Raw genomic sequence first — 25628 nt, forward strand, 5'->3', positions numbered from 1 at the left:
GTTGTCGTTCTTGAAGCTCCACAGCGTGGTCGCGCACAGGCCTTGCGGTGCGACGCACCCACGAACAGCGGCCCCGCCACCCCCACCGGCCTCAGCGACCTCCCTTGCCACCCGCCGTCATGCAGGGCCTGGACGAGGGCCTCGTCCTAGCCGCTCAGCAACCGGTACACCACTCCGCGCGTCGCCCCGTGCAGGTCCTCCCACCGCACGCTCGACGTATCCGGTGCAACAACCACCCTCACCCGCACCGCGCCCTCCAGGGACTCAAAATGATCATCATGCTCGCTCAACTCGCCAATGGAGAAGAATAGTTGGCCATCGGAGCAAATCCTCTGATTTCTCACTAAGCACACCAGTAATTGCCTATATGTGCTACAACTTCGAGATTCACTGCTGTCATCGCCGGTTGGTCAACACAGGCGACGGAGCCGCACCATCACCCTGCAACACCGGCACAAGACCAAGAACAGCTTGCAACCACGGGAAAGGTCTCCGGAAAACGCACTGACCTGCGACGATGCACTACCGACCAGTCGCTGCAGAACAGCCACCACCCGGCCACTCGGTACACTTGGTGACCTGGTGCCTTACCCTCGGGTCGTCATCAGCCCTGGAGGGCTTGCCGGGTAGAGCCCCCGGCCGACGGCCGTGCACTCCGGTGCTCACCAGCCCTGGAGGCTTGCAACCAGGCTCTTGCCGAGGTCGATCAGCTCGGCTTCGATGCTCTCGTCCCTCGGTCCGATCGCCGGGCTGCCGAGCCTCGGCCTCATCGGCGCCGGCTGGTATCGGCTGCAGGTGTGCGCCAGAGGCCGCGACAGCGCTTTCGATCAGGTGCGAGGAGCCCGTCGAGGACTCCCCCATCTCGGCCCCAGACGCCGGTAGCGCCTCTCGTCGCACTGCGGGCAGGCCAGCACATGCTGACGGCCGCCTCCTGAGGAGGGACCTTCCCGACCAGCGCCTGGTCCCGCTCAAGTTCTTCGTTGCCGGCGGCGACTACTCCTTCGAGAACGTCGTGGTCCGGGAGGCGGGCGACGCGATGCGGATCAGGGGTCCGATCGCCCAGAAGATTCACAGCCTTCCCGACGGCGGCACCCTCCGGCTGGATGAACGGCTCTGTCCCGTAATCGGTGGTAGCGCTCTGTGGTGATCGCCGGAGGAGAACGCGGTGCCGGAGCAGGGGGAACCCGGCTCGGCCGTGCATCTGCCTCGTGATCCTCTTGGTTCGCGTGTTGACTCCCTCGGTGCGGCCGTTGTGGAACGGGAGGGTCAGTCCAGCGTCGACGGCAGCCCGGTCGAGCTCCAGGCCGTTGCTGAAGGAGTGCAGGTGGGGCAGGTCGGCGGAGCGAACTGACGTGATCCAGGCGGTGAGCTTGGCGTCGTTCCCCTCGGTCGGCGTCAATAGTTGCGCGAACTCGGCGGTCAGGCAAACAAGTTCGGTCATCTCGGGGCATGCCGCGGTGAGTTCCTTCAGCAGTGCTGCGTCCTTGTCGCGCAGATTCTCGGGGCGGCTGAGGATGAGGCGGGCGAAGCGCTGCGGAGTGGTGACGGGCTTGTCGCCCTCGGCACGGCCCTGGGTGACGCAGCGGACCAGGAGGTTCGCGCTGCCCGTGTAGCCCAGCTCCTTGATCTCGCGCAGGAGGTGGGTGACGGGCACCGCGGGGTCCTCGGCCCGACGCCGGCGCAGGTGGTCACGGTAGGGGTCGACGAGCGTGGGCTTGTAGCGGGGCGCGCGACGCTCTGTGGTGGGCTCCTTCGTGCGAGCGTACCGCTTGACAGTGTTCAGGGCGACGTCGAGGCGGCGGGCGCATTCGAGCAGGCCGACGCCCTGGCCGAGCAGCTCGTGGACTCGCTTCCAGCGCTCGCGGCTGGTCTGCTCGCGCACACCCCCGGGCCGGGCAGGGTTCACCACGGTCACCCAGCAGGAAGCGTGGGAGCGGACCTCGGCCAGGACCCTCCCGCACAGGTTCGACCAGAGGTGCCACCTGTCGCTGACCTGCACCGCTTCGGGGAGGGCCTGCGGATCGCCTCGCCGTAGGAGCCGGAGCCGTCGCGGCAGACATACTCGGCCCCGGGGTGCTCGCGCAGCCACGCGGCCAGGGGCTGGGCGGTGCGGTCGGGCAGGGCGTCAATCCGCTCGCCGGTCTCGGCGTCGACGAGCACGGTGGCGTAACGCTGACGCCGGCGCAGGGCGAAGTCATCGACGCCGAGCACGCGCGGGACGCACAGCCGTGGCAGGGCCTGGCGCATGAGCAGGCGCAGGGCGGTCGAGCGGGAGATCGCGCAGGCCAGCACGCGGGAAAGGCGGGCGCCCGCCCGGCCCGCTAACTCCTTGACGATGTAACCGAGTTGGTCGGCGAGACGGCTCGTGCGCCGCTGGTAGCGTTCGATCAGTCCGGCGACCTGCTCGCGGAACGTCTGCCGCGGGCAGCCCAGGACCGGGCAGACCATGCGCCGGACCCGCACCGACGCCACGACGCGCCGCCCGTCCACCGGCACGTCCGCGACCACCCGCCCGTGGAAGCCGTGCACCCGCCCCGTCGGCTGCCCGCACATCGGGCAGGGCACCGGATCATCCCGGGTCCGTGCCGACACGCGGATGACCTCGCCCTCGTCTGTCACGGCATCGACGACGAGCGCCGACAGTCCCGAAAACACCACAGTCACAAGCCCGTTGACATCACGCATGCCACGCCAACAACAACCGTCACCCTTCGTTACCACCGATTACGGGACAGAGCCATTCCTTGTACAGACCCCAAGCCCCCGGCCTCGCACCCGAGAGTGCAGGAGCCGGGCATCGAGAGGCAGGGCCGCAGCTCGCCTACGGCGGTCTTGATGACCTCGGCGACGGCGAAGGCCGCGACGACGGCGATGGGTGCGGCGAGGGCGGCGGTCATGGTGGCGGCGTCGGAGCGGCGGGCCTGCCACCAGGCGGGGAGCATGAGGATCGCGAAGACGCCCAGGCCGTAGTTGGTCCATAACTCGGCGGGATGGTTGAGCCAGTGGGTGTGGCGGGCGAAGTCGGTGACGGTGGTGAACAGCGAGCCGTCGATGTGCGAGCCGTCGTAGGCGAGCTGGGCGGCAGGTGGTGTCGTTACGCGTGGTCTTCTGGAGGGCGGTGCTGCCCCGGGTGTGCGGGTGGGGGCCCTCCGACACTGTCGTCTACATAAATGTAGACGTTCGGAGTGGGGGTCCGGTTGCGGGCGCCCTGTTGGTGAACGAGCCGACCCGGAGCGTAGTATCGGTAGCCGATATCGGATTCGTGAATACCTGGGAGGTCGGGGGTGCGGGAGTTCCAACGGGGAGCGGTGCGGCTGCACATCCTCCACCACGCGGCCGAGGAGGAGATCCACGGCGCCTGGATGGCCGAAGAACTGGCCTCGCACGGGTACAAGATCAGCCCGGGGACGCTGTACCCGACGCTGCACCGGCTGGAGTCGGCCGGACTGCTGGCCTCCGAGCAGCGGGTGGTGGACGGGCGGGCGCGCCGCGTCTACCGGGCCACCGAAGCCGGCAAGCGGGCGCTGACGGAGGACCGGCAGGCTTTGGCCGAGCTGGCCCGCGAGCTGTTGCCCCCGGACCAGCTCCGGCCCTGACATCCAGTCAGCTGCGGGCGCGGGTCTTGCGGATGCCGTAGGCAGCGGCGCCGAGCGCGATCACGACCGCGCCCCACAACACCGAGGTGGCGGGCAGCGCGAACGCCAACACCGCGCAGCCGATCGCTCCGACGATCGGCACGATCCTGGGCGGGCGTCCTTCAGCGAGGGTGAGGGTCCGGGCGGAGGCGTTGGCGACGGCGTAGTAGGCGAGGACCCCGAAGGAGGAGAAGCCGATCGCGCCGCGCACGTCCGCGAACGCCGCCAGGACCGCCACGATCGCGCCGACCGTGAGCTCAGCTCGGTGCGGTACCTGGAAGCGCGGGTGGACGGCGGCCAGGGCGTGGGGCAGGTGGTGGTCACGGGCCATGGCCAGGGTGGTGCGGGAGACGCCGAGGATCAGCGCGAGCAGCGAGCCGGTGGCGGCGACCGCGGCGCCGACGCGCACCACCGGGGCCAGGCCCGGCACCCCGGCGGCGCGGACCGCGTCGGCCAGCGGCGCGGTGGTGTGGGCGAGCCGGTCGGGGCCGAGGACGGCGAGGACGGCGAGCGCGACGACGGCGTAGACGACCAGGGTGATGCCGAGCGCCACCGAGATGGCACTCGGGATCGTGCGCCCCGGGTCGCGGACCTCCTCGCCGAGGGTGGCGATGCGCGCGTACCCGGCGAAGGCGAAGAACAGCAGCCCGGCGGCCTGGAGCACGCCGTGCCAGCCCGTGTCGGTGCCGATGGTCCAGTGGCTGGTGTCGGCGCCGGAACTGGTGAAGCAGGCGGTCACCACCGCGGCGAGCACTGCCAGCACCACGGCGACGATGGCCCTCGTGAGCCAGGCGGCCTTCTGCAAGCCGACGTAGTTCACCGCCGTCAGCGCGACCACGGTGGCGACCGCGACCGCATGGGCCTGGGCGGGCCAGACGTAGGAGCCGACGGTCAGGGCCATCGCGGCGCAGGAGGCGGTCTTGCCGACCACGAAGCCCCAGCCGGCCAGGTAGCCCCAGAAGTCGCCGAGGCGTTCGCGGCCGTAGACGTAGGTACCGCCCGACTGCGGGTAGCGGGCGGCCAGGCGGGCGGAGGAGGTGGCGTTGCAGTACGCCACCACGGCCGCCAGCGCCAGGCCGAGCAGCAGTCCGGAGCCGGCCGCCGAGGCTGCCGGGGCGAGGGCGGCGAAGATCCCGGCGCCGATCATCGACCCGAGGCCGATCACCACGGCGTCGAACACGCCCAGGTGCCGCTGCAACTGCCCGGCGCCAGCCTGGGTAGGTGGCTTTCTCATGACCCACTCCTTGGCGGCGCGCACCCGCACCACTACGTCTACGAAATCCGATATCGGCAGACGATATATGAGCCGGGTTACAGGCCCGGCCGAGTGGCGGACAGGAGCGGCAGGCGGTCATGGACCTTGCGGAAGAGCCCCGTAGCGGCGACAGCGTCCTGCCCGACGGTCGTCCGGCCGCGTCGCGGTCGCGGGCCTGGCGACCCGGTGTGCTGGCCGCCGCGGTCGCCCTGTGCCTTGGGGTGCTCGGCGCGGGCCTGGCCGCCTCCGGCACCCCCGCCTTCGGCAGCTCGACCAGCGTGACGGTGCCGGTCGACGGTTCGGCGGACGCCGGGTTCGCGCGCAACATGGCCACCCACCACCAGCAGGCCATCGACCTGTCCTTCATCGTGCGCGACCGCACCAACCTGCGCTCGGGTCCGCACGCGCTACTCGTCGAGGAACCCGACCCGGCCGCTCTCGGCTGGGCCGGCGGCCGGGCCCACGAGATCGTCGTCCCGGTCACCGCAACCCGAACCCCGGCCTGGCCGCGCCTGCCCAAACCCGCCCCGGCCCGCATTGTGCGGCGCGGCCACGGCGACGCCCCTGGCACCTCACGGGTGCTCCTCGCTTCCCTCTACGGCGACCCGGCCCGCCAGGACACGGTCCTCGCCCGCCACCTGCCCGACCTGTTGGAGCGCCTCGGCCGGCCCGCGTGACGGTTCGTCCGCTTCCGCGACCCGCGCCAGCACCTGCGACTGCGCATCGCCCTTCCCGCCCCGGGCGCCTTCGGCCCCCGCCGCCACCGTGATCAGCAGCTGGACCGCCGAACTCCACCAGGCCGGCCTGCTCGCGGAGGTCGTGTACCCGACCTCCTGCGCGGAGACCGGCCGGTGGGGTGAAGGGCCCGCCTGGGCCGCGGCTGTGCTGGTTTTCCGCGCCGACTCCGCAGCCGTACTCGCCCAGCTGACCCAGCCCGAGCTGCCCGACCGGCAGGCGCTGCTCGCCGCGCACGCCGTCGCCATCGCGGTCGGGTTCACCGGTTCGGCGACCGCTGGCCTGCGCTGGCTCGTCGACAACGTTCCCTCCCGTGCCCCGGCAGCCATCGCCCGGCCCGTCTTCGCCGAAGCGGTAGGCCTCGCGGACCCTACGGACGGCTGGGCGGCGCTGCGCGAAGAGCCAGGCGGAGCCGAGCTCGTGCAGGCGTGGGCCGGCCGCGAGATCGCGCTGGAGGCCTACCGCCACCACTTCCCTGGACCATCGCCTTCGAGCGCCGCGAGGAGGGCTGGGTGTCGGTCGACGACCAGCTCGCCGTCTTCATGCCGCTGCGCGGCAGCATGGACGACGCCCGCCGCACCGTCCACCTCACCGGTGAGGGCGACGTCACCCTCCAGGTCCACGCGGTGCTCACCGCGCTGTGCCGCCCCGGCGATCAGCGGGCAGCCGAACGGGCGATCGACCACTGCCTCGCCTTTGAACCGGACGAGGGCCTGGCCGTCTTCACCACCCGCTTGACACTGACCGCGCTCGACGCGGCCGACCTGGACACGCTCGCCGCCCGAAAGCTCCTCGCTCACCTGGCCAGCCGGACAGGTGAATCCGGCGACGGCTACGCGCTGCGCGACCTCCTCGCCCACGCGGGTGTCCGACGCCGTCTTGACCCGGTTCACGGCGCGGCACTCGAACGGGCTCTCGCCGCCTGCGCGCTGGGCTACGCGACCCTCCCCGACGTCCTGCGCAACCGGCTGGAGGAGGTGCTGAAGCAAGCCCAGGAGGTGCTCGAAAAGTGCCCGTTCGACCCAGGCTCGCCCGGAGCGAATCCGCTGGAGCGCCGCGTTCGAACAGCACCGTCGTCCGTCGCCTCCGCACGCGCGAAGGCGTCCAACTCCTATTTCTCAAAGGAAAGTTGCTGAACGGATCGGTCTGAGATCGGCAGAGGCCGCCGACCAGGCCACGGAGGCGCGATCTCACCGAGGTGCCGGAAGCCGAACTCACCGCCGCCGCCGTCGGCCGGCTCGCCCACGTCTCGGGAGTCCGACCGGCTCACCCCGACAACCCAGGCTGAGCGTTCACCCTGCGCCGATCCTGCGGCCGGTGACCTCGGTGGGCCGGATGCGCACCCACAGCGGGCGGGCGCCGCCGGCCCAGGGTGTGGCGCCCGGTAGCGCTGCGAGCCGCTGCTGCTCCTGCGGGTCGTCGATGTGGTGGGCCTCGCCGAGGATCAGGACGCTCCAGCCGTCGCTGCGGTGGTCGTCGATGTGGTCGACCTGGAACGAGGCGGGCGAGCCCTCGGCCGGGGCGGCGGTGCCTCTGGGGGAGGTGCGGTAGACGATCGTGCGGGCGTCCACCGTGTAGTTGACCGGAAGGACGGCGGGCGCGGGTCCCACGGGCAGGCCGACCCGGCCCACGCCGTGGCTGCCGAGGAGTTCCCAGCACTGCGGCTCGGTCAGGTGGAACAGTGGGCGCGGGTCGGCCTCGGCCTGCCCCGGTGGTGCGTCCGGGCGGTGGCCGGACAGCAGCTCCGGCCAGCTCGTCCCGAGCGCGGTGGCGATCCGGACGAAGGCGGGCGGATCGAACTGGGGCCCGGTCTTGAGGAGTTGGCGCAGGTAGGCCGGTGCCATGCTTGCCCGGTAGGCCAGCGTTCCTTCGGTCAGGCCGAGTTGGTCGCGGCGCTGGACGATCCGGCGGGCGATGGCGACGGGGTCGGGGCGTTCGGTCATGGTGGCGGTTCCTCCGTCCATGGCGGGTCACGTCCGGAAGAGCGCGACCTTGAGCGCGCCGGTGTCGGCCGCATCGGCGAAGACGTCGTAGGCGTCCTGCATCTCGTCCAGCCCGAAGCGGTGCGTGACCAGCCCGCCGACGTCCAGTCGTCCGACCGCCAGCATGTCGAGCAGCAGCGGGGTGCTGTGGGTGTCGACCAGGCCGGTGGTGATGGTGACGTCGCGGATCCAGAGGTCCTCGAGGTGGAGCACCGCCGGCTTGCCGTGCACGCCCACGTTGGCGACCCTGCCTCCGGGGCGTACCAGGCGGGTGCACAGTTCGAAGGACTCGGGGACGCCGACGGCCTCGATGGCGACGTCGACGCCGAGTCCGTCCCGGGTGAGTGCCCGCACGGCCTCCGGGGTGGCTTCGGCGACGGTGAGGGTCGTGTCGGCGCCGAAGCGTTTGGCGGCGTCGAGGCGGCTCTGGGCGAGGTCGATCGCGATGATCCGGGAGGGGCTGTAGAGCCGGGCGGTGAGGACGGCGGCGAGCCCGATCGGCCCGGCGCCGACGATCGCGACGGTGTCACCCGGGCCGACCCGGCCGTTGCGCACCCCCACCTCGTACGAGGTGGGCAGGATGTCGGCGAGCAGCAGGGCGTCCTCGTCCCGTACACCGTCCGGCAGCTTGTACAGGGAGGTGTCCGCGAACGGGGTGCGGACGTACTCGGCCTGGCAGCCGTCGATCAGGTGGCCGAGGATCCAGCCGCCTCCGCCGGTGCACTGGCCGTAGCTCGCCGCGCGGCAGTAGGTGCAGCGGCCGCAGGCGGAGATGCAGGACACCAGCACGCGGTCGCCGGCCGCGATGGTGCGCACGCCCGGTCCGGTCTCGGTCACGGTGCCGACGGCTTCGTGGCCGAGGACGCGGCCCTCGGTGACCTCGGGGACGTCGCCCTTGAGGATGTGCAGGTCGGTGCCGCAGATGGTGACCGCGTCGACCCGGACGACGGCGTCCTCGGGGTCGCGGACGGTCGGGTCGGGGGCCTCGCCCCAGGTGCGGCGGCCGGGGCCGTGGTAGGTGAGCGCTTTCATGACTACGGTGGCTCCTCTCGGGCGGCGGAGCCGGGGCGGTTCCGTTCGCCCTTCCAGCGTTCTCCGCGCCGGTGCCCGCTGCCAGGGGGCTGGTGGGGTGTTCGCACTGGGCCGATGGACCCCTTTCGCCCGACGTGCCACGGCGGGCGCGCCTACGCTGGTCTGTGGGCCATCGGGGGTGAGCCAGGGAGGATCCCTTGGACAGCGAGTCGGAGAGCTCCGAGCCCGTGCCGAAGCTGCGGCTGGACGAGCTCCTGGAGGAGCTCCAGGCCCGCTTGGACGCCGCTCGCGGGACCCGGGACCGGGTCCACAGCCTGCTGGAGGCGGTGCTGGCGGTCGGGCGTGATCTGGAGCTGGCCCAGGCCCTGCAGCACATCGTGGAGGCGGCCGTCACCCTGGTGGACGCCGAGTACGGCGCGCTCGGGGTGATCGGCGAGGACCAGCGGCTGTCACAGTTCATCCCGGTCGGGGTCACCGACGACCAGGTCAAGGAGATCGGCGACCTGCCGTCCGGACACGGCATCCTCGGCGAGCTGATCCGCCGCCCCGAGCCGCTGCGGCTCAGCCGGATCTCCGACCACCCGGCCTCCTACGGCTTCCCGGACAACCACCCGCCGATGCGCAGCTTCCTGGGAGTGCCGATCCGGATCCGGGACAAGGTGTTCGGCAACCTCTACCTGACCGAGAAACGCGGCGACGGCGACTTCGACGCCGAGGACGAGTCCGTCCTCGCCACCCTCGCCGTCGCCGCGGGCGTCGCCATCGACAACGCCCGGCTCTACGACCGGGCCAGGCAACGGCAGCGCTGGCTGGAGGCGAGCGCCGAGGTGACCAGCAGCCTGCTCTCCGGGAGCGCGGAACAGGAGGTACTCGACCTGCTGCTCGCCCGGGCGACCGAGATCGCCGGCGCGGACCTCGCCGTCGTCGCCGTGCCGCTGGCGGACACCGGCGAACTGGAGGTCCGCATCGCGGTCGGGCTGGGGGCGGAGGAACACCGCGGCCTGGTGCTGCCGGTCGAGGGTTCCCTCGTGGGCGCGGCCTTGCGCACGGGCGGGCTCGTGGTGAGCCCGGACGTCCAGACGGATCCTCGGATCACCGCGGGCCCGCCGCGCTGGCGGGGGCTCGGCCCGGCGCTCGCGGTGCCCGTCGGCTCCGCCGAGCACGGGATCCGGGGCGTGCTGTTGCTCGCCCGCGCCGCCGGCGCGCCGCTGTTCGAGAAGGACGAGGCCGGGCCCCTGCTCGGCTTCGCCGGCCAGGCGGCGGTCGCGATGGAACTCGCCGAACGGCGTCGCGACTCCGAGCAGGTGGCGCTCCTGGAGGAACGCGACCGGATCGCCCGCGACCTCCACGACCTGGCCATCCAACGCCTCTTCGCCACCGGCATGACCCTCCAGGGCGCGACCCGCTTCATCGATCACCCCGAGGCGACCGACCGCGTCCTGCGGGCGATCGACGACCTGGACGAGACTGCCAAGACCATCCGCGCCACCATCTTCGGCCTGCGCCTGCGCGAGAAGGGCCCGGCAGCGACCGGACTGCGGACCCGCATCGTCGAGGTGCTCGAACGCGCCGCCCGCTCACTCGGCTTCGCTCCCAGGCTGCAGATGAGCGGCCTGCTCGACGTCACCGTGCCGCCGGAGATCGCGGAGGCGGCCGTCGCCGTCCTGGAGGAGGCGCTGTCCAACGCCGCCCGTCACGCGAAGGCCTCGGCCGTGGACGTCACCGTGACCGCCGGCGAGGAGCTGACCGTGGCGGTCACCGACGACGGCGTCGGCCTACCCGAGGGCGGCCGCCGCAGCGGCCTCGCCAACCTGGCCGACCGCGCCACCGCCCTGGGCGGCGCCTTCACCGCGGACGCCCGTCAGGAGGGCGGTAGCGAGCTGGTGTGGCGGGTCCCACTGCCCGACGGTTAGGCGTCGGGGGCCAGGACATCGCCGGGTGCCAGCCGGGGTGTCGGCGTGCCCTCGGGGCCGTAGCCGAGACGGATCAGCATCTGGACGTGGCCGGGGCCGCGGTCCGGGTCGCGGGCCTCCCAGCGCAGGTACGGCCACTCCATGGCCTGGTGCAGCAGCGAGGCGCGGACGCCGTGGACGGTGGCTGCGAGCAGGACGTGTTCCAGGGCCAGGCCGGCCCGCAGCCAGTCCTCCGGGGTGTCGCGTTCGGTGGCGAGGACGGCGATGCGGGGTTCCCTCTCGAAGGGGGCGGGCGCCTGGTGCTCGGCGGCGTGGATCGCGGAGAAGTCGCGCATCGGCAGGTGACCGGCCGCGTCCTGGGGGCCGAGTGCGTCGACCGGGATGCCGTAGGGCGGTGCCTCCCCGGTGCGGATCCAGCTGCGGCTCTCGGTGCGCTGGGCCTCGTCGGTGGTGTTGCGGCGTTCGGCCTCGGCGGTGAGGTGCAGAAGTCGGACGGTCTCCTGGTGGTCGGGCAGGTGGAGCAGGGTTTCCTCGGACCGTGCGGCGGTGACGAGTTCGTCGAGGACGGCTTGCGGAACCGGCTTGCCGGTGAACGGTGTCCGGGTGGAGTGCCGGTGCCAGATCGCCTCGTACAGCTTGTCGGTGCCCTGGGCACGTGCGGCGGCCGGGGCGTCCAACTGGACGGTGGCGAACAGGTCCGGTTCGCCCGGGTCGGGTAGTAGCCGTACCTCGGGTGCCCAGCCGAGGTGGCGGGCGGCGACCCGCAGGTTGAGCACGGCCGCACCGACGGAGATGTGCAGCGCTCGGCCCTGGGGGTCGGCGGTCGGCACCGCCCGGCTGAGGTCTGCCCGAACCTCCATGGTCGAGGTGTCCGGCTGGAGCCGGAAGCGCCAGGGCTGGCTGTTGTGGATCGAGGGCGCCGCGACCGCCGCGGAGACGAGCTTCTCCAGCGCGGTGGCGTCGAGGGCGAGGGTGGGCATGACCGCCTCCATGGTGCGTGGATCAGCCGACGTCAGCCGAAGGCGTGCGGGTTGCCGCCGCGCAGGGTGTCCAGTCGGGCGTGGTACTCGTCGCGGTCGATCTCTCCGTGGCCGAGGCGCTTGGCGAGCAGTTGTCCCGGAGTGGACGGCTGCGGCACTGTCGCGCCGGGCACCGGCGCTGACGGGAGGTCGATCACCTCCACCGTGCGGCGAGGGAACGGCGTACCGCTTGGGCCGTTCGGCACCACCTCCGGGCCCATCGGGCCTGACTGCTCAGCGCGGTCGCTGGTGGTGCTGTTGCTCGGGTTCGGCGTGGGCGGCGAGGACGGCTGCCTGGAGACGGCGTTCGACGCCCAGCTTGGCGAGCAGGCGCGAGACGTGGTTCTTCACCGTCTTCTCGGCGAGGTACAGCTCCTGGCCGATCTGCCGGTTGGTCTTGCCCTCACCCACCAGCGCGAGGATCTCCCGCTCGCGCGGCGTGAGTCCGGCGAGCACCGTGTCGGTCTCGTTCTCGTCGTGGTGGCGCAGGCTCTCCATCAGCTTGTGCGTGGTCGCCGGGTCGAGCATGGACTGGCCGGAGGCCACCGTGCGGACGGCGCTGACCAGGTCGGCGCCCTTGACCTGCTTCAGGACGTAGCCGGCCGCTCCGGCCATGATCGCGTCGAGGAGGGCGTCATCGTCGTCGAAGGAGGTCAGCATCAGGCAGACCAGGCCGGGCATCCGGTCCCGCAGCTCACGGCACACGGTGACGCCGTCGCCGTCCGGGAGCCGAACGTCGAGCACGGCGACGTCCGGGCGCAGCGCGGGCACCCGGGCGAGTGCCTGGGCACAGGTGCCGGCCTCGCCGACGACCTCGATGTCCTCCTCGGCCTCCAGCAGGTCCCGCACCCCCCGGCGGACCACCTCGTGGTCGTCCAGCAGGAAGACGCGTACGGGCTGGGGCGCGTCCATGGCCGGCTCCGAGGGTGGGTGGGGTGTGACATCACCGATTCTGCGCGTTCGTGCCGCCCTCCGCACAACGTCGGCCGTCGGGCACCACGACGACCGGGCAGCGGACACCGCGGATCACCGCCCGGGTGACCGGGCCCAGGTGCCGCCCGGTTCGGCCGAGCACCACCAGCTCCGCGGAGGCCGCGGCAGCCACTACCCCGGCGGGCGCGTGCTCGTCCATCAGGGCGACATCCACCTCCAGCCCGGGGTGGTCCGCTCGCAACCTCTGGGCCGCGTCCGCCAGCACGCCGACCACTCGGCCGCGGACCTCGCTCACACCGGGCAGCCCGGGAGCCGCGTGCTGCGGCCAGGGCCAGGCGTGCACCAGACGCAGCCGCAGGCCGCGGCGGACGGCCTCGTCCGCTGCCCAGCCCGCAGCGGCGAGGCTCTCGGGCGAACCGTCGACGGCGGCGAGCACGAACGCGGCCACGGTACGTCTCCGGTCAGGCCGGCGCGGCGAGCCGCAGTTCGACGCCGACCACACCGGGTACGGAGCGCACCAGGCGTTCCAGGATGTCGGCGGAGACGGTGTCCGGCAGGCCGCCGGTGAGGGTGATCCGACCGTTCTCGGAGCGGACGTCGGTGTCCACCGCGGCGCTCGGGCCGAGGGTGGCGACGAGCTCGAAACGGACCCGGTCGGCGAGTTCGCGGTCGTCGCCGAGGTAGACCTTCAGCAGGTCGCCCCGACTGACGATGCCGACAAGGTAGTCCTCCTCGTCGACCACCGGGAGCCGCTTGAGGTGGCCACGGGCCATCGCCCGGGCGGCCTCGTTGAGCGGACTGCCGGGGTGCACGGTGACCGCGGGGACGGACATCATCAGCCCCGCCGTCAGGGCTTCGGCCCGCTCGCTGTCGCGGTCGCGGGCGGTGAGCAGGTCGGCCTCGGAGACCACCCCGATCACCCGGCCGTCGCCGGTCAGCACGGGGACTGCGCTGACCTGCCAGCGCTGCAGGGTCTCGGCGATCTCGCGGAAGTCCGCGTCGCGGCCGACGGCGACCACGGCGTGGGTCATGACGTCGGCGACGGTGCTCGGTGCGCTGGTCATCACGGACCTCCTACGACGCCGCACGGTAGGCGCGGGGGTGTTCCAGGGCCGGCTCGGTGTCGTCCTCGGTCCAGTCGAGGGTGGCGTGGACGGCGACCACGCCATCCACCGTCCGGCAGAGCCGTTCGGCGATCGGGACCAGGCTGCGACGCGGCAGCCGTCCGGTGAGCGTGACCACGCCGTCGTGCACGGCGGCCCGGACGTCGCCAGGGGCGAGCCAGAGGGTCTGCCCGAGCACGTCGTGGTCGATCTCCTCACGGATAGCCGCGTCATGGCGCAGGAAGACCTGGAGCAGGTCCCGGCGGCTGACGATGCCAACCAGGCGGCCGGCCTCGTCGACCACGGGCAGTCGCTTGACCTTGTGCTTGTCCATGGCGCGGGCGGCCTCCGGGACGGACCAGCCGGGGCGGGCCGTGACGGTGGGACTGGTCATCAGTCCGCCCGCCGTCTCGGCCTCGGCGCGGGCGCGATCCTTCCCGACCAGCCAGCGGCCGGGGTAGCGGCCCTCCGGGTCCGGCAGGACGGCCTCCTTGCGGATCAGGTCGGCCTCGGAGACCAGCCCCAGCGGTCGGCCCTGATCGTCGACGACCGGGATGGCGGTGATGTCGTTGCGGTGGAACAGCGCCGCCACCTCCTTGACCGGCGTATCCGGCCGCGCGGTGACGACTTCGCGGGTCATCACGTCGTTCACGCTGCGGTGCTGCATCGTCCTCACTCCTCCTCGGGTGGGCCCCGCCTTCACTGTCCGTCGGCCGGTGGCGGCCGCACAGGGCCGGACGGTCCTCCCCGGGGGCCGATTCGGCCCAGGACAGCGCGGCCGGGCGGCCGGACGATGGGAGGAAACCTCGCATCCCGCTGGAGGCGGCCATGACGACGAGCACCGGCACCCCCCGGGCCGGTCTGCTGACCTTCCTCGGCGGAGTGGGCACTGTTACCGGCAGCAAGTTCCTGGTCGAGACGGACCACGCCCGTGTGATGATCGACTGCGGCCTCTTCCAGGGTCTGGCCGACCTGCGCAGGCTGAACCGGCGCCCGCTGCCGCTCGACCCGGCCGACGTCCGCGCCGTCGTGCTCACCCACGCGCACCTCGACCACTGCGGGTACCTGCCCCGGCTGGTCCGCGATGGGTTCCGTGGCCCCGTACTCACCACCCCCGACACCGCCCGGATCGCCGAACTGATCCTGCGCGACAGCGCCCACCTGCTGAAGGAGGAGGCGGACCACGCCAACGAGCACGGCTGGTCCAAGCACCGGCCGGCCCAGCCGCTCTACGATGACGAGGACGTCGAGAACGCGCTACGGATGTTCGACCCCGTCCCGCTGGACACCGATGTCGAGATCACCACCGGCAACGTGCTCCGAATGCACCGCGCCGGACACATCCTCGGCTCCGCCTGGGCGCACCTGGTGCTGGAGGACGGCCACACCCTCGCCGTCAGTGGGGACCTCGGCCGCCCCGTCCACCCCCTGCTGCGCCCGCCGGAACCGTTCACCGGGGCCGACGTGCTGCTGATGGAGTCCACGTACGGCCACCGTCACCACGAGGAGACGGCCGCCCGTGAGTGGTTCGCCGCCGCACTGGAACGGACGCTTGCCCGCGGGGGGACGGCCGTCATTCCGTCCTTCGCCGTCGACCGCACCGAGGTCGTGCTGCACCAGCTCACCGAGCTGCGGCGGTCCGGCCGGCTACCGGCCGCCGTACCCGTGTACGTGGACAGCCCGATGGCCCTGGCCACCCTGCAGATCTACCGGGAGGCGTTCGCGGCCGGTTCAGACCAGCTGCGCCCCGACGTCCTGGCCCAGGGCCCGGCCGCCCTGGACCCGGAACCCTTCACACTGGTCCACTCCCTCCAGGACTCCCTCGCCCTCGACCACGCCCACGGCCCCGCCGTCATCGTCTCCGCCTCCGGCATGGCCACCGGCGGCCGAGTCGTCCACCACCTCGCCCGCCTGCTGCCCGACGCGCGCAACACCGTCGTCGTGGTCGGCTACGCCGCCGAGGGCACCCGTGCCCGCGACCTGGTCGACGGCGCCCGTACGTTGAAGATGTACGGCACCTATGTCCCGGTGCGCGCCGAGGTCGTCAACGTCCCCGCCTTCTCCGCGCACGCCGACGCCGCCGAGATCATCGACTGGCTGCGCCAGGCCGCGCCGCCCAGCGCCGTCTACCTCGTGCACGGGGAGCCCGAGGGCTCGGAGGCGCTGCGCGACCGGATCGACCGGGAACTCGGCTGGACAGCGGTCGTCCCGCGTTCGGGCGAGCGGGTGCTGATCCGCTGACGAGCCTTGGTGGGGCGGACGAATGCGCCGGCTGGCTCGATGGCGTCGGGCTCGACGTGAACGAGGAAGGCGGAGAACTACTGGATGTCGTCGATGTCCCAGGACAGGTGGTCGGCGAGGGCGTTCAGGCCGTCGATGCGGGCGATCTGGAGGCACAGGGCAGCGGCATCGCTGCGCGCGCGGGTGCGGCCGGTCACCGAGACCAGGCCGCGTTCGCAGCGGATGTGCAACGAGCCGGGAACGACTCCGCTGCCCGGGGTGAGGGCGATGGCGAGCGCCTCGGAGCGGATGGCCTCGTCCTCTCGGCGCAGGGCGTCGAGCAGGTCGTGGGTGGAGAGCAGGCCGACCAGGCGGCCGCCGGCGTCCACGACGGGCAGGTGGTGCAGGGAGTGCTCGGCGATCTGGGCCACCGCTTCGGCGACGCTCGCGTCCTCGGTGACGGTGACGGCCGGAACGGTCATGAGGTCACGCGCGAGCAGTTCCCGCTGCGGGTCCCGCCCGGCGTGGGCGGCGAGGAGGTCGGAGGCGGCGACCACGCCGACGACGGCGCCGTCGGTGGCCGTCACCGGCACGATGCCGCGGCGGGAGGCGCTCAACACGGCGGCGACGGTGGCGAAATCAGTGCCGGAGGTGACCGCGATACCGGGGCGGCTCATGCAGTCCCGGACGAGCGTGCGACCCGGCGACGGTGTGGGGTCGGCGGACGGGAAGGTGTCGGCGGGGCTGCCGTCGAGGATGCTGCGCCTCATGGCGTTCACTGCCCTTCGGCGGCGGAGGGGCGCCGTAGCCGCCGCAGGTAGGGGTCGAAGGACGGGCGGCGTTCGAGGCGTACCCGGGCGTCCACGCACACGGCACCGTCGGGACGGGCGATGACCGGGTTGAGGTCGGTCTCGACCAGCTCCGGGAAGTCCTCGGCGAGCCGGGACAGCCGGGCGAGGACGGATCGGACCGCCAGGAGGTCCACGGGCGGCGCCACGCCGGTGCCCGTCAGCAGGGGCGCGCTCCGGAGTTCGGTGACCATGGTGGTCAGGTCGCGTTCGCTCAGCGGGGCGAGCCTGGCGACCTGGTCGGCCAGGACGTCGGCGGCGGTGCCGCCCATGCCGAGCACGACGAGTGGGCCGAACACCTGGTCCTGGACCACGCCGGCGAGAAGTTCGACTCCCGGTGAGGCCATCGGCTGGACCACCGCTCCGGCCAGTTCCGCGCCGAACCGCTCATCGAACTCCCGGTACACGGCACGCACTTCGGCGTCGGTGGCGAGACCGGTGCGAACGGCGCCGACCGCGCTCTTGTGCACCTGGTCCGGCCAGTACGCCTTCAGGGCCACCTTCCGCTCGTGCCCGAGGCCGCGCAGCCCGTTCGCCGCCACCACCGCCGTGTGCTCGTCGCGGGCCCACACCGAGGTGGTCAGCGGCAGCCCGTAGGCCTCCAGGAGGTCGGCGGTGGTCAGCGGGTCGAGCCAGCCGCCCTCGGGGTGGGCGGTGAGGTAGCCGTCGACCAGGCTGCGGGCGGTGTGCACGTCACAGTCCGGGGCGTCGGCGGGCGCGGACGGAGGTTCGGCGAGCCAGCGGGCGCGGTCCCGCGCGTGGGCGAGGGCACGGGCGGCGGCGACCGAGTCCGAGTAGGCCGGCAGCAGGCCACCGTCGGCGCAGCCGCGGTAGCAGACGGGCACCTGCTGGTCGAGGAGTACGGCCGCGATCGGGACGCGGCGCCGGGCCGGGCCCTCCAGCAGCGCATGTGCCGGGTCCTGGCCGGAGGGTTCGCGCAGTGCCGTCGGCACCAGGCAGACCAGGATGGCGTCGACCGCCTCCTCACGCTCCAACGCTCTGAGGAACAGCGCGAGTTCGGTGGGCCGTACGGCCGCCGTGGTGTCCACCGGGTTGCGGGTGGAAGCACCGGGCGGCAGCAGCTCACCGAGGCCTGCCGGGAGCTCCGGCAGCTCCAGTCCGGCCTCCGCGCAGGCGTCCGCAGCCAGGATGCCGATGCCGCCCGCGTTGGACACCACGGCGACCGCGCCGCGCGGCGCGGGCAGCGGCTGGGCGTGCAGCAGCGCGGCGGCCTCGACGAGTTCCTCGATGCTGCGGGTCGCGGTGATGCCGGCCTGCCGGAACAGCGCCTCGCGGGTGACGGTGGGGGTGGCTGCGGCCGCGGTGTGCGAGGCGGCGCCCCGGCGGCCGGCGGTGGAGCGCCCGGCGTCGACGGTGAGCACCGGGATGGTGCGGGTGACGCGGCGGGCGGTTCGGGCGAAGGCGCGTGGGCTGCCGAAGGACTCCAGGTGGAGCAGCACGAGGTCGGTGCGACCGTCCGCCTCCCACCACTGGAGGAGGTCGTTCCCGCTGACGTCGTACTTGTCGCCGAGCGAGACGAAGCTCGACACCCCGACGCCCAGCCAGGCCAACCGCTGGAGCAGTGCGATCCCGACGCCGCCGCTCTGCACCGCCACTCCGGCGGTGCCCGGTCTGGGGAAGGCGCCGCCGAACTCTGCGTCCAGCCGGACGGCCGGGTCGGTCTGGGCCATACCCAGGCTGTTCGGCCCGACCAGGCGCATGCTGTGCCGGCGGCAGGCGCGCATCAGCCCGCGGGCCTCCTGCGCGTCGAGACCCGAGGTGAGTACCACCAGGGCTCGGACCCCGGCGGCGCCGCATTCCTCGGCCGCCCCGGGGACGGCCCCGGCGGGCACGGCCAGCACGGCGAGGTCCGGCACGGCGGGCAGCGCACGGACGGAGGGATACGCGGGCTCCCCGTCGATGTCCCTGGCGTGCGGGTTGACGGCCCGGACCGTGCCCGTGAAGCCGCCCCGCCGGATCTTCCCGAGGACGGTCCGTCCGACCGAACCCGGCCGGCGGGACGCCCCGACCACCGCGACCGAGCCCGGGCGCAGCAGGGCCGTGAGGCTCGCGATGTCGGCGAGGCGGCCGCGTTCGTCCACGGCTGAGCGGTAGCGCTCGTCGCTCTCCTCCAGCGGTACCCGGATCCTGACCTCGCCCTGGGTGTAACGGCGCTCGACGGGTAGCCCGAGGTCGGCGAAGACCTGGTGGACGGCGCGGTTGCCGAACAGGGTGTCGGCTTCGAAGAAGCGGATGCCATCCGCCCGGGCGCGGTGCACCAGGTGTTCCAGCAGCAGGGTCGCCACTCCTCGGTGGTGCCAGCGGTCGGCCACCGCGAGGGCCAGTTCGGCGGTCTCCGCCGGGTGGTCCAGCCGCTCGCAGTCCGCCTCGCCGACCAGGTCCTCGCCGGCCCAGGCGCCGAGCGCCAGCAGCCCCGGCCTCGGCGCGCACAGCCGGTCGGCGGCCCGCACGGGCGCGTTGCGGCTGACCCCGAAGAACCGCAGCCGGCGGCTCTCCTCCGACATCCCTTCGGCGTGCAGGGCGAGCACGGCGCGGTGGTCGTCCGGGCCGAGCGGCCGGAGTTCGACCGTGGTGCCGTCGGCCAGCAGGGCCTCGGCGCTGGTCTGCGGTGGAACGGTCGGCATGGCGCACCTCCTGCTCCGTTCCAGCCTCCGCGCCCGCCCAGGCCGGTGGAAGGGCCGACCGGCCCTGGCCGCCCCCGCCGACCGGCGTGAGGCGGCGCGGCAGCCGGGTGGGCAGACTGGAGGCAGGCCAGTCGGCACGGGAGGTCACCTCGTGGCACCAGACCCACCCGCGGGGTATCCCGACATGCCGGACCCGTGGACGCTCCGCTACGAGGGCTTCGACCCGGTTGAGGAGGGGCTACGGGAGGCGCTGTGCGCGCTCGGCAACGGGTACGTGGTCAGCCGGGGCGCCGCGCCGGAGGCGGTGGCCGACGGGGTGCACTACCCGGGGACGTACCTGGCGGGCTGCTACGACCGGGCGGAGTCGACGGTCGCCGGGCGGGTGATCGGCAACGAGGACCTGATCAACAGCCCGAACTGGCTGCCGCTGACGTTCCGGCCGGTGGGCGGATCGTGGTTCACCGGACCGCCGGCCGAGCAGGTGCTGGAGCTGGACCTGCGACGGGGGCTGCTCACCCGCACCGCCCTCGTCGTCGACGAGCAGGGACGGCGGACCCGGCTCGTACAGCGCCGCATCGCCAGCCAGGCCCAGCCGCACCTGCTCGCCCTGGAGAGCAGCTTCACGCCGGAGAACTGGTCCGGCCCGCTGCAGGTCCGCTCGGGCCTGGACGGCAACGTGGCCAACACGGGGGTCGCCCGCTACCGGGGGCTGGCCTCGCGTCACCTTCTGCCGGCCGGACAGGGGGCGGACGCTGCGGGGCTGCTCCGACTCGAAGTCGAGGCTGTCAACTCGCCCTTGCGGATCGCTCTTTGCTGCCGGACGACGGCCGCTGCCGCGGAGCCGGCGGCCGAGTGCCGCGAGGGCTGGGCGGCCCACCTCCTCACCCTGGACACCGAACCGGGCCGGTCCGTCACCGTCACGAAGACGGTCGCCGTGCACACCTCCCGCGACCGGGCGATCGGGACCCCGCTGCGCGCCTCCCGCCGGCTCGCCGCCGAGGCCGGCGACTTCGGGCAGCTGCTCGCCGAACACGCCCTGCGGTGGGCGGAGTTGTGGCGCCGCTGCGGGATCGATGCCGATTTCGACGGCGCCGGTCCACTGCACCTGAACCTGTTCCATCTGCTGCAGGCCTACTCGGAGCACTCCGTCGACCTCGACGTCGGCATTCCCGCCCGGGGACTGCACGGCGAGGCGTACCGGGGGCACGTCTTCTGGGACGAGCTGTTCGTCCTCCGGCTGCTCAACCTGCGTTTCCCCGAACTGGCCCGGGCCGTGCTGCGCTACCGCCACCGCCGCCTCCACGCCGCCCGCCGAGAGGCCCGCGAAGCCGGACTGCGCGGAGCGATGTACCCGTGGCAGAGCGCGAGCGACGGCAGCGAGGAGTCCCAGCAACTGCACGTCAACCCGCTGTCCGGCCGCTGGCTGCCCGATCACAGTCACCTGCAGCGCCACGTCGGCTCGGCGGCCGCCTACAACATCTGGCAGTACTACCAGGCCACCGGGGACCGGGACTTCCTGGCCACGGCCGGCGCCGAGACGCTGCTGGAGATCGCCCGCTTCTGGTCCTCGGCCGCCTCCTACGACCGGCCCCGGGAGCGCTGGTCGATCCGCGGCGTCCTCGGCCCCGACGAGTACCACGACGCCTACCCGTGGGCGGACCGGCCGGGACTCGACGACAACGCCTACACCAACGTGCTGGCCTCCTGGGTGCTGGCCCGCGCCCAGGACGCCCTGGACGTCCTGCCCGGCTACCGACGCGACGAACTGCGCGAGCGCCTGGCCCTCGACGACGCGGAGCTCGAACGCTGGCAGGACGTCGGTCGGCGCCTGAACGTCCCCTTCCACGAAGGGGTCCTCAGCCAGTTCGACGGCTACGAGCGGCTCGCCGAACTCGACTGGACGGCCTACCGGCTCCGCTACCCCGACCTGCGCCGACTCGACCGGATCCTGGAAGCCGAGGGGGACACCGTCAACCGCTACAAGGCCTCCAAGCAGGCCGACGCGCTGATGCTCTGGTACCTCTTCTCCGCCCGCGAGGTCCGCGACCTGCTGCGGCGCCTCGGCCACCCGGCCGGCCACGAGCTGCTGCGCCGCACGACCGACTACTACCTGCGGCGCACGGTCCACGGCTCGACGCTCAGCTCGGTGGTGCACGCCTGGGTGCTCACCCGCTCCGACCGCCGAGCCTCCTGGCGGTACTTCCGTGACGCCCTGGTGGCCGATCTCCGGGACAGCCAGCACGGCACGACGGCCGAAGGCGTCCACCTGGGCGCCATGGCGGGCGCGGTGGACCTCCTCCAGCGCTGCTACACCGGCCTGGAGGTCCGCGAGGACGCCCTCTGGCTCGACCCGCACCTGCCCTCCGCCCTCGGCCGGCTCGACCTGGACCTGCGCTATCGGGGCCACTGGGGCCTGGGAATCTCCGTCGACCGCCGCACGGTCACGGTGAGTCTGCGCGAGGACCGCCAGGAACCGGTCCGCATCCGCCTGCGCGGGGCCGAGGCGACGATCCGGCCGGGCGAGACCCGGCGCTTCCACCTGTAGCCAGGACTTCACCGCCGCCCGGACCACCCGGGTTCCACCTGCTCCCACGCGGACTCCCAGTCCGCCTCCGCCCGCCGGTCCAGCCGACGGCGGCGCAGGGCGACCCAGCCCTCCGTACCGAATCCGAGCGCGGTGACCGCGCCGACACCCACCAGGACGGCGTCCGAGACGAGCAGTCCGTTCGACCGGGGGGCGCCGACCGGCTGCCCGGCGTCGTTCAGCCCGACCGGGAGCGCCGCGCCGGTCATCGTGCCGTCCGGCACGGGGATGCTGCCCGCACCGGGCCCGACCGGGTACGTCCACCGCGCCGGGGCGTGCTCCCGCGCGCTGCCCGCCCTGGGGTCGTCCGACTGCGCGGGACCCGTCGTGACGGCGGTGACGACATGCCGGTGGCGGGCGGTCTGCGCCGCGTCGTGCGCCTCCGAGCGGTACACCAGGAGGGCGGCGACCGCAGCCAGCACCAACGTGACGAGCACCATCAGCGCCGCCCCGGTCACCAGGCGGCTGTACGCCCGGTCGAGCGGACGGCAGAGCGGGTTGTGGTCACGGCCGGCAGCCCGGCGGACGTGCCCGCGCAGGGACGTGCGCGATACGGGGCGCCTGTGCGTGGCGGCTGCGGCGAACATGGCGCGCCTCCTCGGTGTCGGGCGGCTTCTGTTCTCACGGATCAGTCTGGCGAGCCCGCCGCGGTTCCCCGAGGGTCTGACGGGCCCGGGATCAGGGACCGACCGGCCCCAGCCCCGGCCCGGTGCCCGGTGGTGCGATAGGAGGTGGACGGCGGCCGCGCCCCGGCCCCGCACCGAGTCAGGGAGGACGCCATGAGAGCCGCCGTCGGAGACCGCATCATCGTCCAGGGCACCCGGCCGGGCGCCGCGCGCAGGGACGGCGAGATCGTCGGCCTGCACCATCCGGACGGCAGCCCGCCGTACGACGTGCGCTGGTCGGAGGACGGCCGGGTGACGGAGTACTTCCCCGGTCCGGACGCCCAGATCCACCACTTCCGCCATCATCCCGAGGCCGCCGCTACCGCGCCGCCCCATCCGCACCTTTTCGCCGACTGACGGGCCACCGCCGTGACAGTCGCAGCCCATGCCCCAGCGCGTGGACTCACCAGTACCGAGGCCGCGCGACTGCTCGCCGAGCACGGCCGCAACGAGGTCGCGGCCGACCACCGGGTGCCGCTGTGGGCCCGGGTGGCCGACCAGCTCCGGGATCCCCTGATCACCGTGCTGCTCGCAGCCGTCGCACTGACACTGGCGATCGGCGACCACCCGGACGCGATCGTCATCACGCTGGTCATCGTGATCAACACCAGCGTGGGCGTGGTCCAGGAGGTCCGGGCGGAGAGCGCCGTCGCAGCACTCTCCCGACTCTCCGCCCCGGCCGCGCTGGTGGTGCGTGACGGGGTGCAGCGCACGGTGTCGTCGGCCGAGATCGTCCCGGGAGACGTCGTCGCCCTCGCCGAGGGGGACATCGTGCCGGCCGACGCCCGGCTCACCGAGGCGGCGGCGCTCCTGCTCGACGAGTCGATGCTGACCGGCGAGTCCCTGCCGGTGCCCAAGTCGGTCGAACCCGGGGCCCCGGGGGAAGACAGGGTCCGGGCGGGGACGGTCGTGCTGAGGGGCCGCGCCCTGGCCGTGGTCACCTCCACCGGCGCCGACAGCACGCTCGGCCGGATCGCCGCCATGCTGCGGCCCCGGCCCGAACCCACGCCGCTCCAGCGGAGGCTGGCCGGGCTCGGACGGGTGCTGGCCGCCGTGGCGATAGGACTCTGCGCGCTGGTCTTCGTCCTCGGCCTGCTCCGGCAGCAGCCGCCCGGCGAGATGGGGGTGACGGCCATCAGCCTTGCGGTCGCCGCCGTACCCGAGTCGCTGCCGGCCGTCGTCACGCTCGCCCTCGCCCTGGGCGCGCGCCGGATGGCCGCCCGCCACGCCGTGGTCCGGCGGCTGCCGGCCGTGGAGACGCTCGGCTCGGTCACCGTGCTGGCGACGGACAAGACCGGCACGCTCACCGAGGGCCGCATGGTCGTCGAGCGCCTCTGGACACCGCATTCCACGGCCACCGTGACCGGTCCCGGGTACGGACCGGCCGGTGGGATCCGGATCGACGGAACCCCCGACGACGAGGTGAAGAGTCTGCTCACCGCCGCCGCGCTGTGCAACGACGCCGCCCTGCGGCCCCCGACGGACAAGGACGGCCAATGGGGAGCGCTCGGCGATCCCACCGAAGCCGCCCTGCTGACGGCCGCCGCCAGAGCGGGCCTCGACTACCGACAGTTGCGGGAGACCTACGCCCGGGTCGCCGAGACTCCGTTCGACAGCACCCGCAAGAGAATGAGCACCGTCCAGCGCAGGCGTGACGGAGCCCTGGTGGCCTGCCTCAAGGGCGCCCCGGAGGCGGTCCTCGACCCCGCCGTCCTGGCCGACCCTCCGGAACTGCTGGAGCGGGCCCGACGGGCGGCCGCCGCCCTCGCCGCCGAGGGCTACCGGGTGCTGGCCGTGGCCGAGCGGCACCTCGATCGCCTGCCGGAGCCGCCCGAAGAGGCCGAACACGGCCTGCGGCTGCTCGGCCTGACCGCCCTGGCCGACCCGCCCAAGCCGTCGGCGGCCGCCACCCTGGCCACCTGCCGCCGCGCCGGCATCCTTCCCGTCCTGATCACCGGCGACCACCCCGCCACCGCCCGCGCCCTGGCCGTCCGGGTCGGCCTGCTCGAACCGGGCGCCGGACCGGAGGTCGTGGTCAACGGGCAGGCCATCGCCACCGGTGCGGTCACCGACCTCACCCGGGCACGGATCTTCGCCCGCACCGACCCCCGACAGAAACTGGACATCGTCCAGGCCTGGCGCGCCCGGGGCGCCGTCACCGCGATGACCGGCGACGGCGTCAACGACGGTCCCGCCCTGCGCCAGGCGGACATCGGCGTCGCCATGGGCCGGCGTGGCACCGAGGTCGCCCGCCAGGCCGCCGACCTGGTCCTCGCCGACGACGAACTCGCCACCGTGGTCGGCGCGGTGGAGGAGGGCCGCCGGGTCTACGACAACATCCGCCGCTTCCTGGTCTTCGGGCTGGCCGGCGGTGCGGCCGAGATCCTGGTGATGCTGGCCGGACCGCTCTTCGGCCTCGCACTGCCGCTGCGGGCAGGCCAGATCCTCTGGATCAACCTGCTCACCCACGGCCTCACCGGCGTCGCCATGGGCGCCGAGCCCGTTTCCCCCGGCGCGATGACCCGGCCCCCGCGCCCGCCGCACCAGCACATCCTCGGCTCGGGCGTGTGGCAGCGGGTGCTGCTGCTCGGCCTCGTCGTCGCAGCAGCCTCGCTCGGCGCCGGGCTCTGGGCCCACGGCGATGGCCGCCCGTGGCAGACCGTCCTGTTCCTCGCCCTGCTGACGGCCCAGCTCGGCACCGTCCTCGGGCTGCGCGAACGCCTGCTGACCCGCGCGAACCTCTTCCTCCCGCTGGCCGTCCTCACCTCCGCCGCACTCGCGGCGGCCGCCCTCTACCTGCCGTTCCTGCGTGACGTACTGGACACCGCGCCGCTGTCCTGGAGCGACCTCACCGCCCCCGCAGCCGCCGGGCTCGCAGGCTTCGCGACGGCCCGGCTGCGCAAACAGGGGATCTAGGGCCCGTCGTCAAACCCCCGCCTGCGGGGCGGCGCTGGGGCACGCACCTCGCTGCGTTGTCGTCGGTCGCCAATGCGCTGCATTGGGCTCCCTCCTCCGCCTTGCGATGCACGCACCCCAACGCCGCCCCGCCCGCCCTCCGG

At 73.2% G+C, this 25628-nt stretch carries 21 protein-coding genes and 2 pseudogenes; 9 read left to right on the forward strand and 14 right to left on the reverse strand.

Features of this window, described 5'->3' with window-relative positions:
- Positions 1 to 1153: 1153 nt before the first annotated feature.
- Positions 1154 to 2655 (reverse strand): annotated as a pseudogene (locus AB0F71_RS35965) (ISL3 family transposase); the annotation flags it as partial.
- Positions 2656 to 2714: 59 nt separating this feature from the next.
- A complete protein-coding gene (locus tag AB0F71_RS35970) occupies positions 2715 to 2942 on the reverse strand; it encodes a hypothetical protein (protein WP_360244100.1) in 228 nt (75 codons plus the stop codon).
- Between the two features lie 342 nt (positions 2943 to 3284).
- On the opposite strand from AB0F71_RS35970, the gene AB0F71_RS35975 reads away from it, so the two are divergent.
- Positions 3285 to 3596 (forward strand): PadR family transcriptional regulator, encoded by a 312-nt coding sequence (locus AB0F71_RS35975; protein ID WP_360244103.1) that lies wholly within the window; start codon positions 3285 to 3287, stop codon positions 3594 to 3596.
- Between the two features lie 7 nt (positions 3597 to 3603).
- Here AB0F71_RS35975 and AB0F71_RS35980 read toward each other — a convergent pair whose 3' ends face one another.
- Positions 3604 to 4869, reverse strand: a complete 1266-nt coding sequence (locus AB0F71_RS35980; protein ID WP_360244106.1) for an APC family permease — start codon at positions 4867 to 4869, stop codon at positions 3604 to 3606.
- Between the two features lie 119 nt (positions 4870 to 4988).
- Here AB0F71_RS35980 and AB0F71_RS35985 point away from each other — a divergent pair, with 119 nt between their 5' ends.
- From AB0F71_RS35985 to AB0F71_RS35995, 3 genes and pseudogenes are all read left to right on the forward strand, one after another.
- Positions 4989 to 5567, forward strand: coding sequence for a hypothetical protein (locus AB0F71_RS35985; RefSeq protein ID WP_360244109.1), 579 nt, complete (start codon positions 4989 to 4991; stop codon positions 5565 to 5567).
- Between the two features lie 88 nt (positions 5568 to 5655).
- A pseudogene (locus AB0F71_RS35990) lies at positions 5656 to 6042 on the forward strand (thiopeptide-type bacteriocin biosynthesis protein); the annotation flags it as partial.
- A gap of 95 nt (positions 6043 to 6137) precedes the next feature.
- Positions 6138 to 6761 carry a hypothetical protein gene (locus AB0F71_RS35995; RefSeq protein WP_360244163.1) on the forward strand — a complete coding sequence of 208 codons (624 nt, stop codon included), beginning with the start codon at positions 6138 to 6140 and terminating at the stop codon, positions 6759 to 6761.
- 156 nt (positions 6762 to 6917) lie between these two features.
- Here the strand turns inward: AB0F71_RS35995 and AB0F71_RS36000 are convergent, their stop codons facing one another.
- Together AB0F71_RS36000 and AB0F71_RS36005 are read right to left on the reverse strand one after the other, a co-directional pair.
- Entirely contained in the window at positions 6918 to 7568 is a 651-nt protein-coding gene (locus tag AB0F71_RS36000; protein WP_360244112.1) for a pyridoxamine 5'-phosphate oxidase family protein, read from the reverse strand.
- A 27-nt stretch (positions 7569 to 7595) separates the two neighbouring features.
- Positions 7596 to 8639 carry a zinc-dependent alcohol dehydrogenase family protein gene (locus tag AB0F71_RS36005; RefSeq protein ID WP_360244115.1) on the reverse strand — a complete coding sequence of 348 codons (1044 nt, stop codon included), beginning with the start codon at positions 8637 to 8639 and terminating at the stop codon, positions 7596 to 7598.
- Positions 8640 to 8836: 197 nt separating this feature from the next.
- Here AB0F71_RS36005 and AB0F71_RS36010 point away from each other — a divergent pair, with 197 nt between their 5' ends.
- Positions 8837 to 10552 carry a GAF domain-containing protein gene (locus tag AB0F71_RS36010; RefSeq protein ID WP_360244118.1) on the forward strand — a complete coding sequence of 572 codons (1716 nt, stop codon included), beginning with the start codon at positions 8837 to 8839 and terminating at the stop codon, positions 10550 to 10552.
- Here AB0F71_RS36010 and AB0F71_RS36015 read toward each other — a convergent pair.
- The 6 genes from AB0F71_RS36015 to AB0F71_RS36040 all read right to left on the reverse strand — a co-directional run bounded on the left by AB0F71_RS36015 (position 10549) and on the right by AB0F71_RS36040 (position 14274).
- The gene (locus AB0F71_RS36015) at positions 10549 to 11532 is read right to left on the reverse strand and encodes a nitroreductase family protein (protein ID WP_360244121.1); all 984 of its coding nucleotides are present in this window, start codon (positions 11530 to 11532) and stop codon (positions 10549 to 10551) included. The two genes, AB0F71_RS36010 and AB0F71_RS36015, sit on opposite strands and share 4 nt — an antisense overlap.
- Positions 11533 to 11564: 32 nt before the next feature.
- Entirely contained in the window at positions 11565 to 11705 is a 141-nt protein-coding gene (locus tag AB0F71_RS36020) for a hypothetical protein (RefSeq protein WP_360244124.1), read from the reverse strand.
- Between the two features lie 100 nt (positions 11706 to 11805).
- The gene (locus AB0F71_RS36025) at positions 11806 to 12483 is read right to left on the reverse strand and encodes a response regulator transcription factor (protein ID WP_360244127.1); all 678 of its coding nucleotides are present in this window, start codon (positions 12481 to 12483) and stop codon (positions 11806 to 11808) included.
- A gap of 31 nt (positions 12484 to 12514) precedes the next feature.
- Positions 12515 to 12952: a universal stress protein gene (locus AB0F71_RS36030; protein WP_360244130.1), complete on the reverse strand. Its 438-nt coding sequence runs from the start codon at positions 12950 to 12952 to the stop codon at positions 12515 to 12517.
- Positions 12953 to 12965: 13 nt separating this feature from the next.
- On the reverse strand, positions 12966 to 13568 hold the full coding sequence (locus AB0F71_RS36035) for a CBS domain-containing protein (RefSeq protein WP_360244133.1): 603 nt from the start codon (positions 13566 to 13568) through the stop codon (positions 12966 to 12968).
- 10 nt (positions 13569 to 13578) lie between these two features.
- Positions 13579 to 14274 (reverse strand): CBS domain-containing protein, encoded by a 696-nt coding sequence (locus AB0F71_RS36040; protein WP_360244136.1) that lies wholly within the window; start codon positions 14272 to 14274, stop codon positions 13579 to 13581.
- A gap of 161 nt (positions 14275 to 14435) precedes the next feature.
- Between AB0F71_RS36040 and AB0F71_RS36045 the strand changes: the two genes are divergently transcribed.
- A complete protein-coding gene (locus AB0F71_RS36045; protein WP_360244139.1) occupies positions 14436 to 15848 on the forward strand; it encodes an MBL fold metallo-hydrolase in 1413 nt (470 codons plus the stop codon).
- Between the two features lie 77 nt (positions 15849 to 15925).
- Here the strand turns inward: AB0F71_RS36045 and AB0F71_RS36050 are convergent, their stop codons facing one another.
- Both AB0F71_RS36050 and AB0F71_RS36055 read right to left on the reverse strand, forming a co-directional pair.
- Positions 15926 to 16597: a CBS domain-containing protein gene (locus AB0F71_RS36050; RefSeq protein ID WP_360244142.1), complete on the reverse strand. Its 672-nt coding sequence runs from the start codon at positions 16595 to 16597 to the stop codon at positions 15926 to 15928.
- Between the two features lie 5 nt (positions 16598 to 16602).
- The gene (locus AB0F71_RS36055; protein ID WP_360244145.1) at positions 16603 to 19320 is read right to left on the reverse strand and encodes a GNAT family N-acetyltransferase; all 2718 of its coding nucleotides are present in this window, start codon (positions 19318 to 19320) and stop codon (positions 16603 to 16605) included.
- Between the two features lie 184 nt (positions 19321 to 19504).
- Between AB0F71_RS36055 and AB0F71_RS36060 the strand changes: the two genes are divergently transcribed.
- Positions 19505 to 21865: a glycosyl hydrolase family 65 protein gene (locus AB0F71_RS36060; RefSeq protein WP_360244148.1), complete on the forward strand. Its 2361-nt coding sequence runs from the start codon at positions 19505 to 19507 to the stop codon at positions 21863 to 21865.
- An 8-nt stretch (positions 21866 to 21873) separates the two neighbouring features.
- On the opposite strand, the gene AB0F71_RS36065 is transcribed toward AB0F71_RS36060, so the two are convergent.
- Positions 21874 to 22491, reverse strand: a complete 618-nt coding sequence (locus AB0F71_RS36065) for a hypothetical protein (protein ID WP_360244151.1) — start codon at positions 22489 to 22491, stop codon at positions 21874 to 21876.
- Between the two features lie 192 nt (positions 22492 to 22683).
- Here AB0F71_RS36065 and AB0F71_RS36070 point away from each other — a divergent pair, with 192 nt between their 5' ends.
- The gene (locus AB0F71_RS36070; RefSeq protein ID WP_360244154.1) at positions 22684 to 22926 is read left to right on the forward strand and encodes a DUF1918 domain-containing protein; all 243 of its coding nucleotides are present in this window, start codon (positions 22684 to 22686) and stop codon (positions 22924 to 22926) included.
- Positions 22927 to 22938: 12 nt separating this feature from the next.
- Complete coding sequence (locus AB0F71_RS36075; protein WP_360244157.1) at positions 22939 to 25485, forward strand: cation-translocating P-type ATPase; 2547 nt, start codon at positions 22939 to 22941, stop codon at positions 25483 to 25485.
- Positions 25486 to 25628: the final 143 nt, after the last annotated feature.

The organism is Kitasatospora sp. NPDC028055, assembly GCF_040637885.1.
GTDB lineage: Bacteria > Actinomycetota > Actinomycetes > Streptomycetales > Streptomycetaceae > Kitasatospora.

Excerpts from the sequence above, each read along its gene's own strand:
- AB0F71_RS36035 (WP_360244133.1), bottom strand. The coding sequence starts at position 13,568 with ATGACCAGCGCACCGAGCACCGTCGCCGACGTCATGACCCACGCCGTG.
- AB0F71_RS36060 (WP_360244148.1), top strand. The coding sequence starts at position 19,505 with ATGCCGGACCCGTGGACGCTCCGCTACGAGGGCTTCGACCCGGTTGAG.
- AB0F71_RS36045 (WP_360244139.1), top strand. The coding sequence starts at position 14,436 with ATGACGACGAGCACCGGCACCCCCCGGGCCGGTCTGCTGACCTTCCTC.
- AB0F71_RS35980 (WP_360244106.1), bottom strand. The coding sequence starts at position 4,869 with ATGAGAAAGCCACCTACCCAGGCTGGCGCCGGGCAGTTGCAGCGGCAC.
- AB0F71_RS36050 (WP_360244142.1), bottom strand. The coding sequence starts at position 16,597 with ATGAGGCGCAGCATCCTCGACGGCAGCCCCGCCGACACCTTCCCGTCC.
- AB0F71_RS36065 (WP_360244151.1), bottom strand. The coding sequence starts at position 22,491 with ATGTTCGCCGCAGCCGCCACGCACAGGCGCCCCGTATCGCGCACGTCC.
- AB0F71_RS36000 (WP_360244112.1), bottom strand. The coding sequence starts at position 7,568 with ATGACCGAACGCCCCGACCCCGTCGCCATCGCCCGCCGGATCGTCCAG.
- AB0F71_RS36005 (WP_360244115.1), bottom strand. The coding sequence starts at position 8,639 with ATGAAAGCGCTCACCTACCACGGCCCCGGCCGCCGCACCTGGGGCGAG.
- AB0F71_RS35985 (WP_360244109.1), top strand. The coding sequence starts at position 4,989 with ATGGACCTTGCGGAAGAGCCCCGTAGCGGCGACAGCGTCCTGCCCGAC.
- AB0F71_RS36040 (WP_360244136.1), bottom strand. The coding sequence starts at position 14,274 with ATGCAGCACCGCAGCGTGAACGACGTGATGACCCGCGAAGTCGTCACC.
- AB0F71_RS36055 (WP_360244145.1), bottom strand. The coding sequence starts at position 19,320 with ATGCCGACCGTTCCACCGCAGACCAGCGCCGAGGCCCTGCTGGCCGAC.
- AB0F71_RS36025 (WP_360244127.1), bottom strand. The coding sequence starts at position 12,483 with ATGGACGCGCCCCAGCCCGTACGCGTCTTCCTGCTGGACGACCACGAG.
- AB0F71_RS36015 (WP_360244121.1), bottom strand. The coding sequence starts at position 11,532 with ATGCCCACCCTCGCCCTCGACGCCACCGCGCTGGAGAAGCTCGTCTCC.
- AB0F71_RS36070 (WP_360244154.1), top strand. The coding sequence starts at position 22,684 with ATGAGAGCCGCCGTCGGAGACCGCATCATCGTCCAGGGCACCCGGCCG.
- AB0F71_RS35970 (WP_360244100.1), bottom strand. The coding sequence starts at position 2,942 with ATGCTCCCCGCCTGGTGGCAGGCCCGCCGCTCCGACGCCGCCACCATG.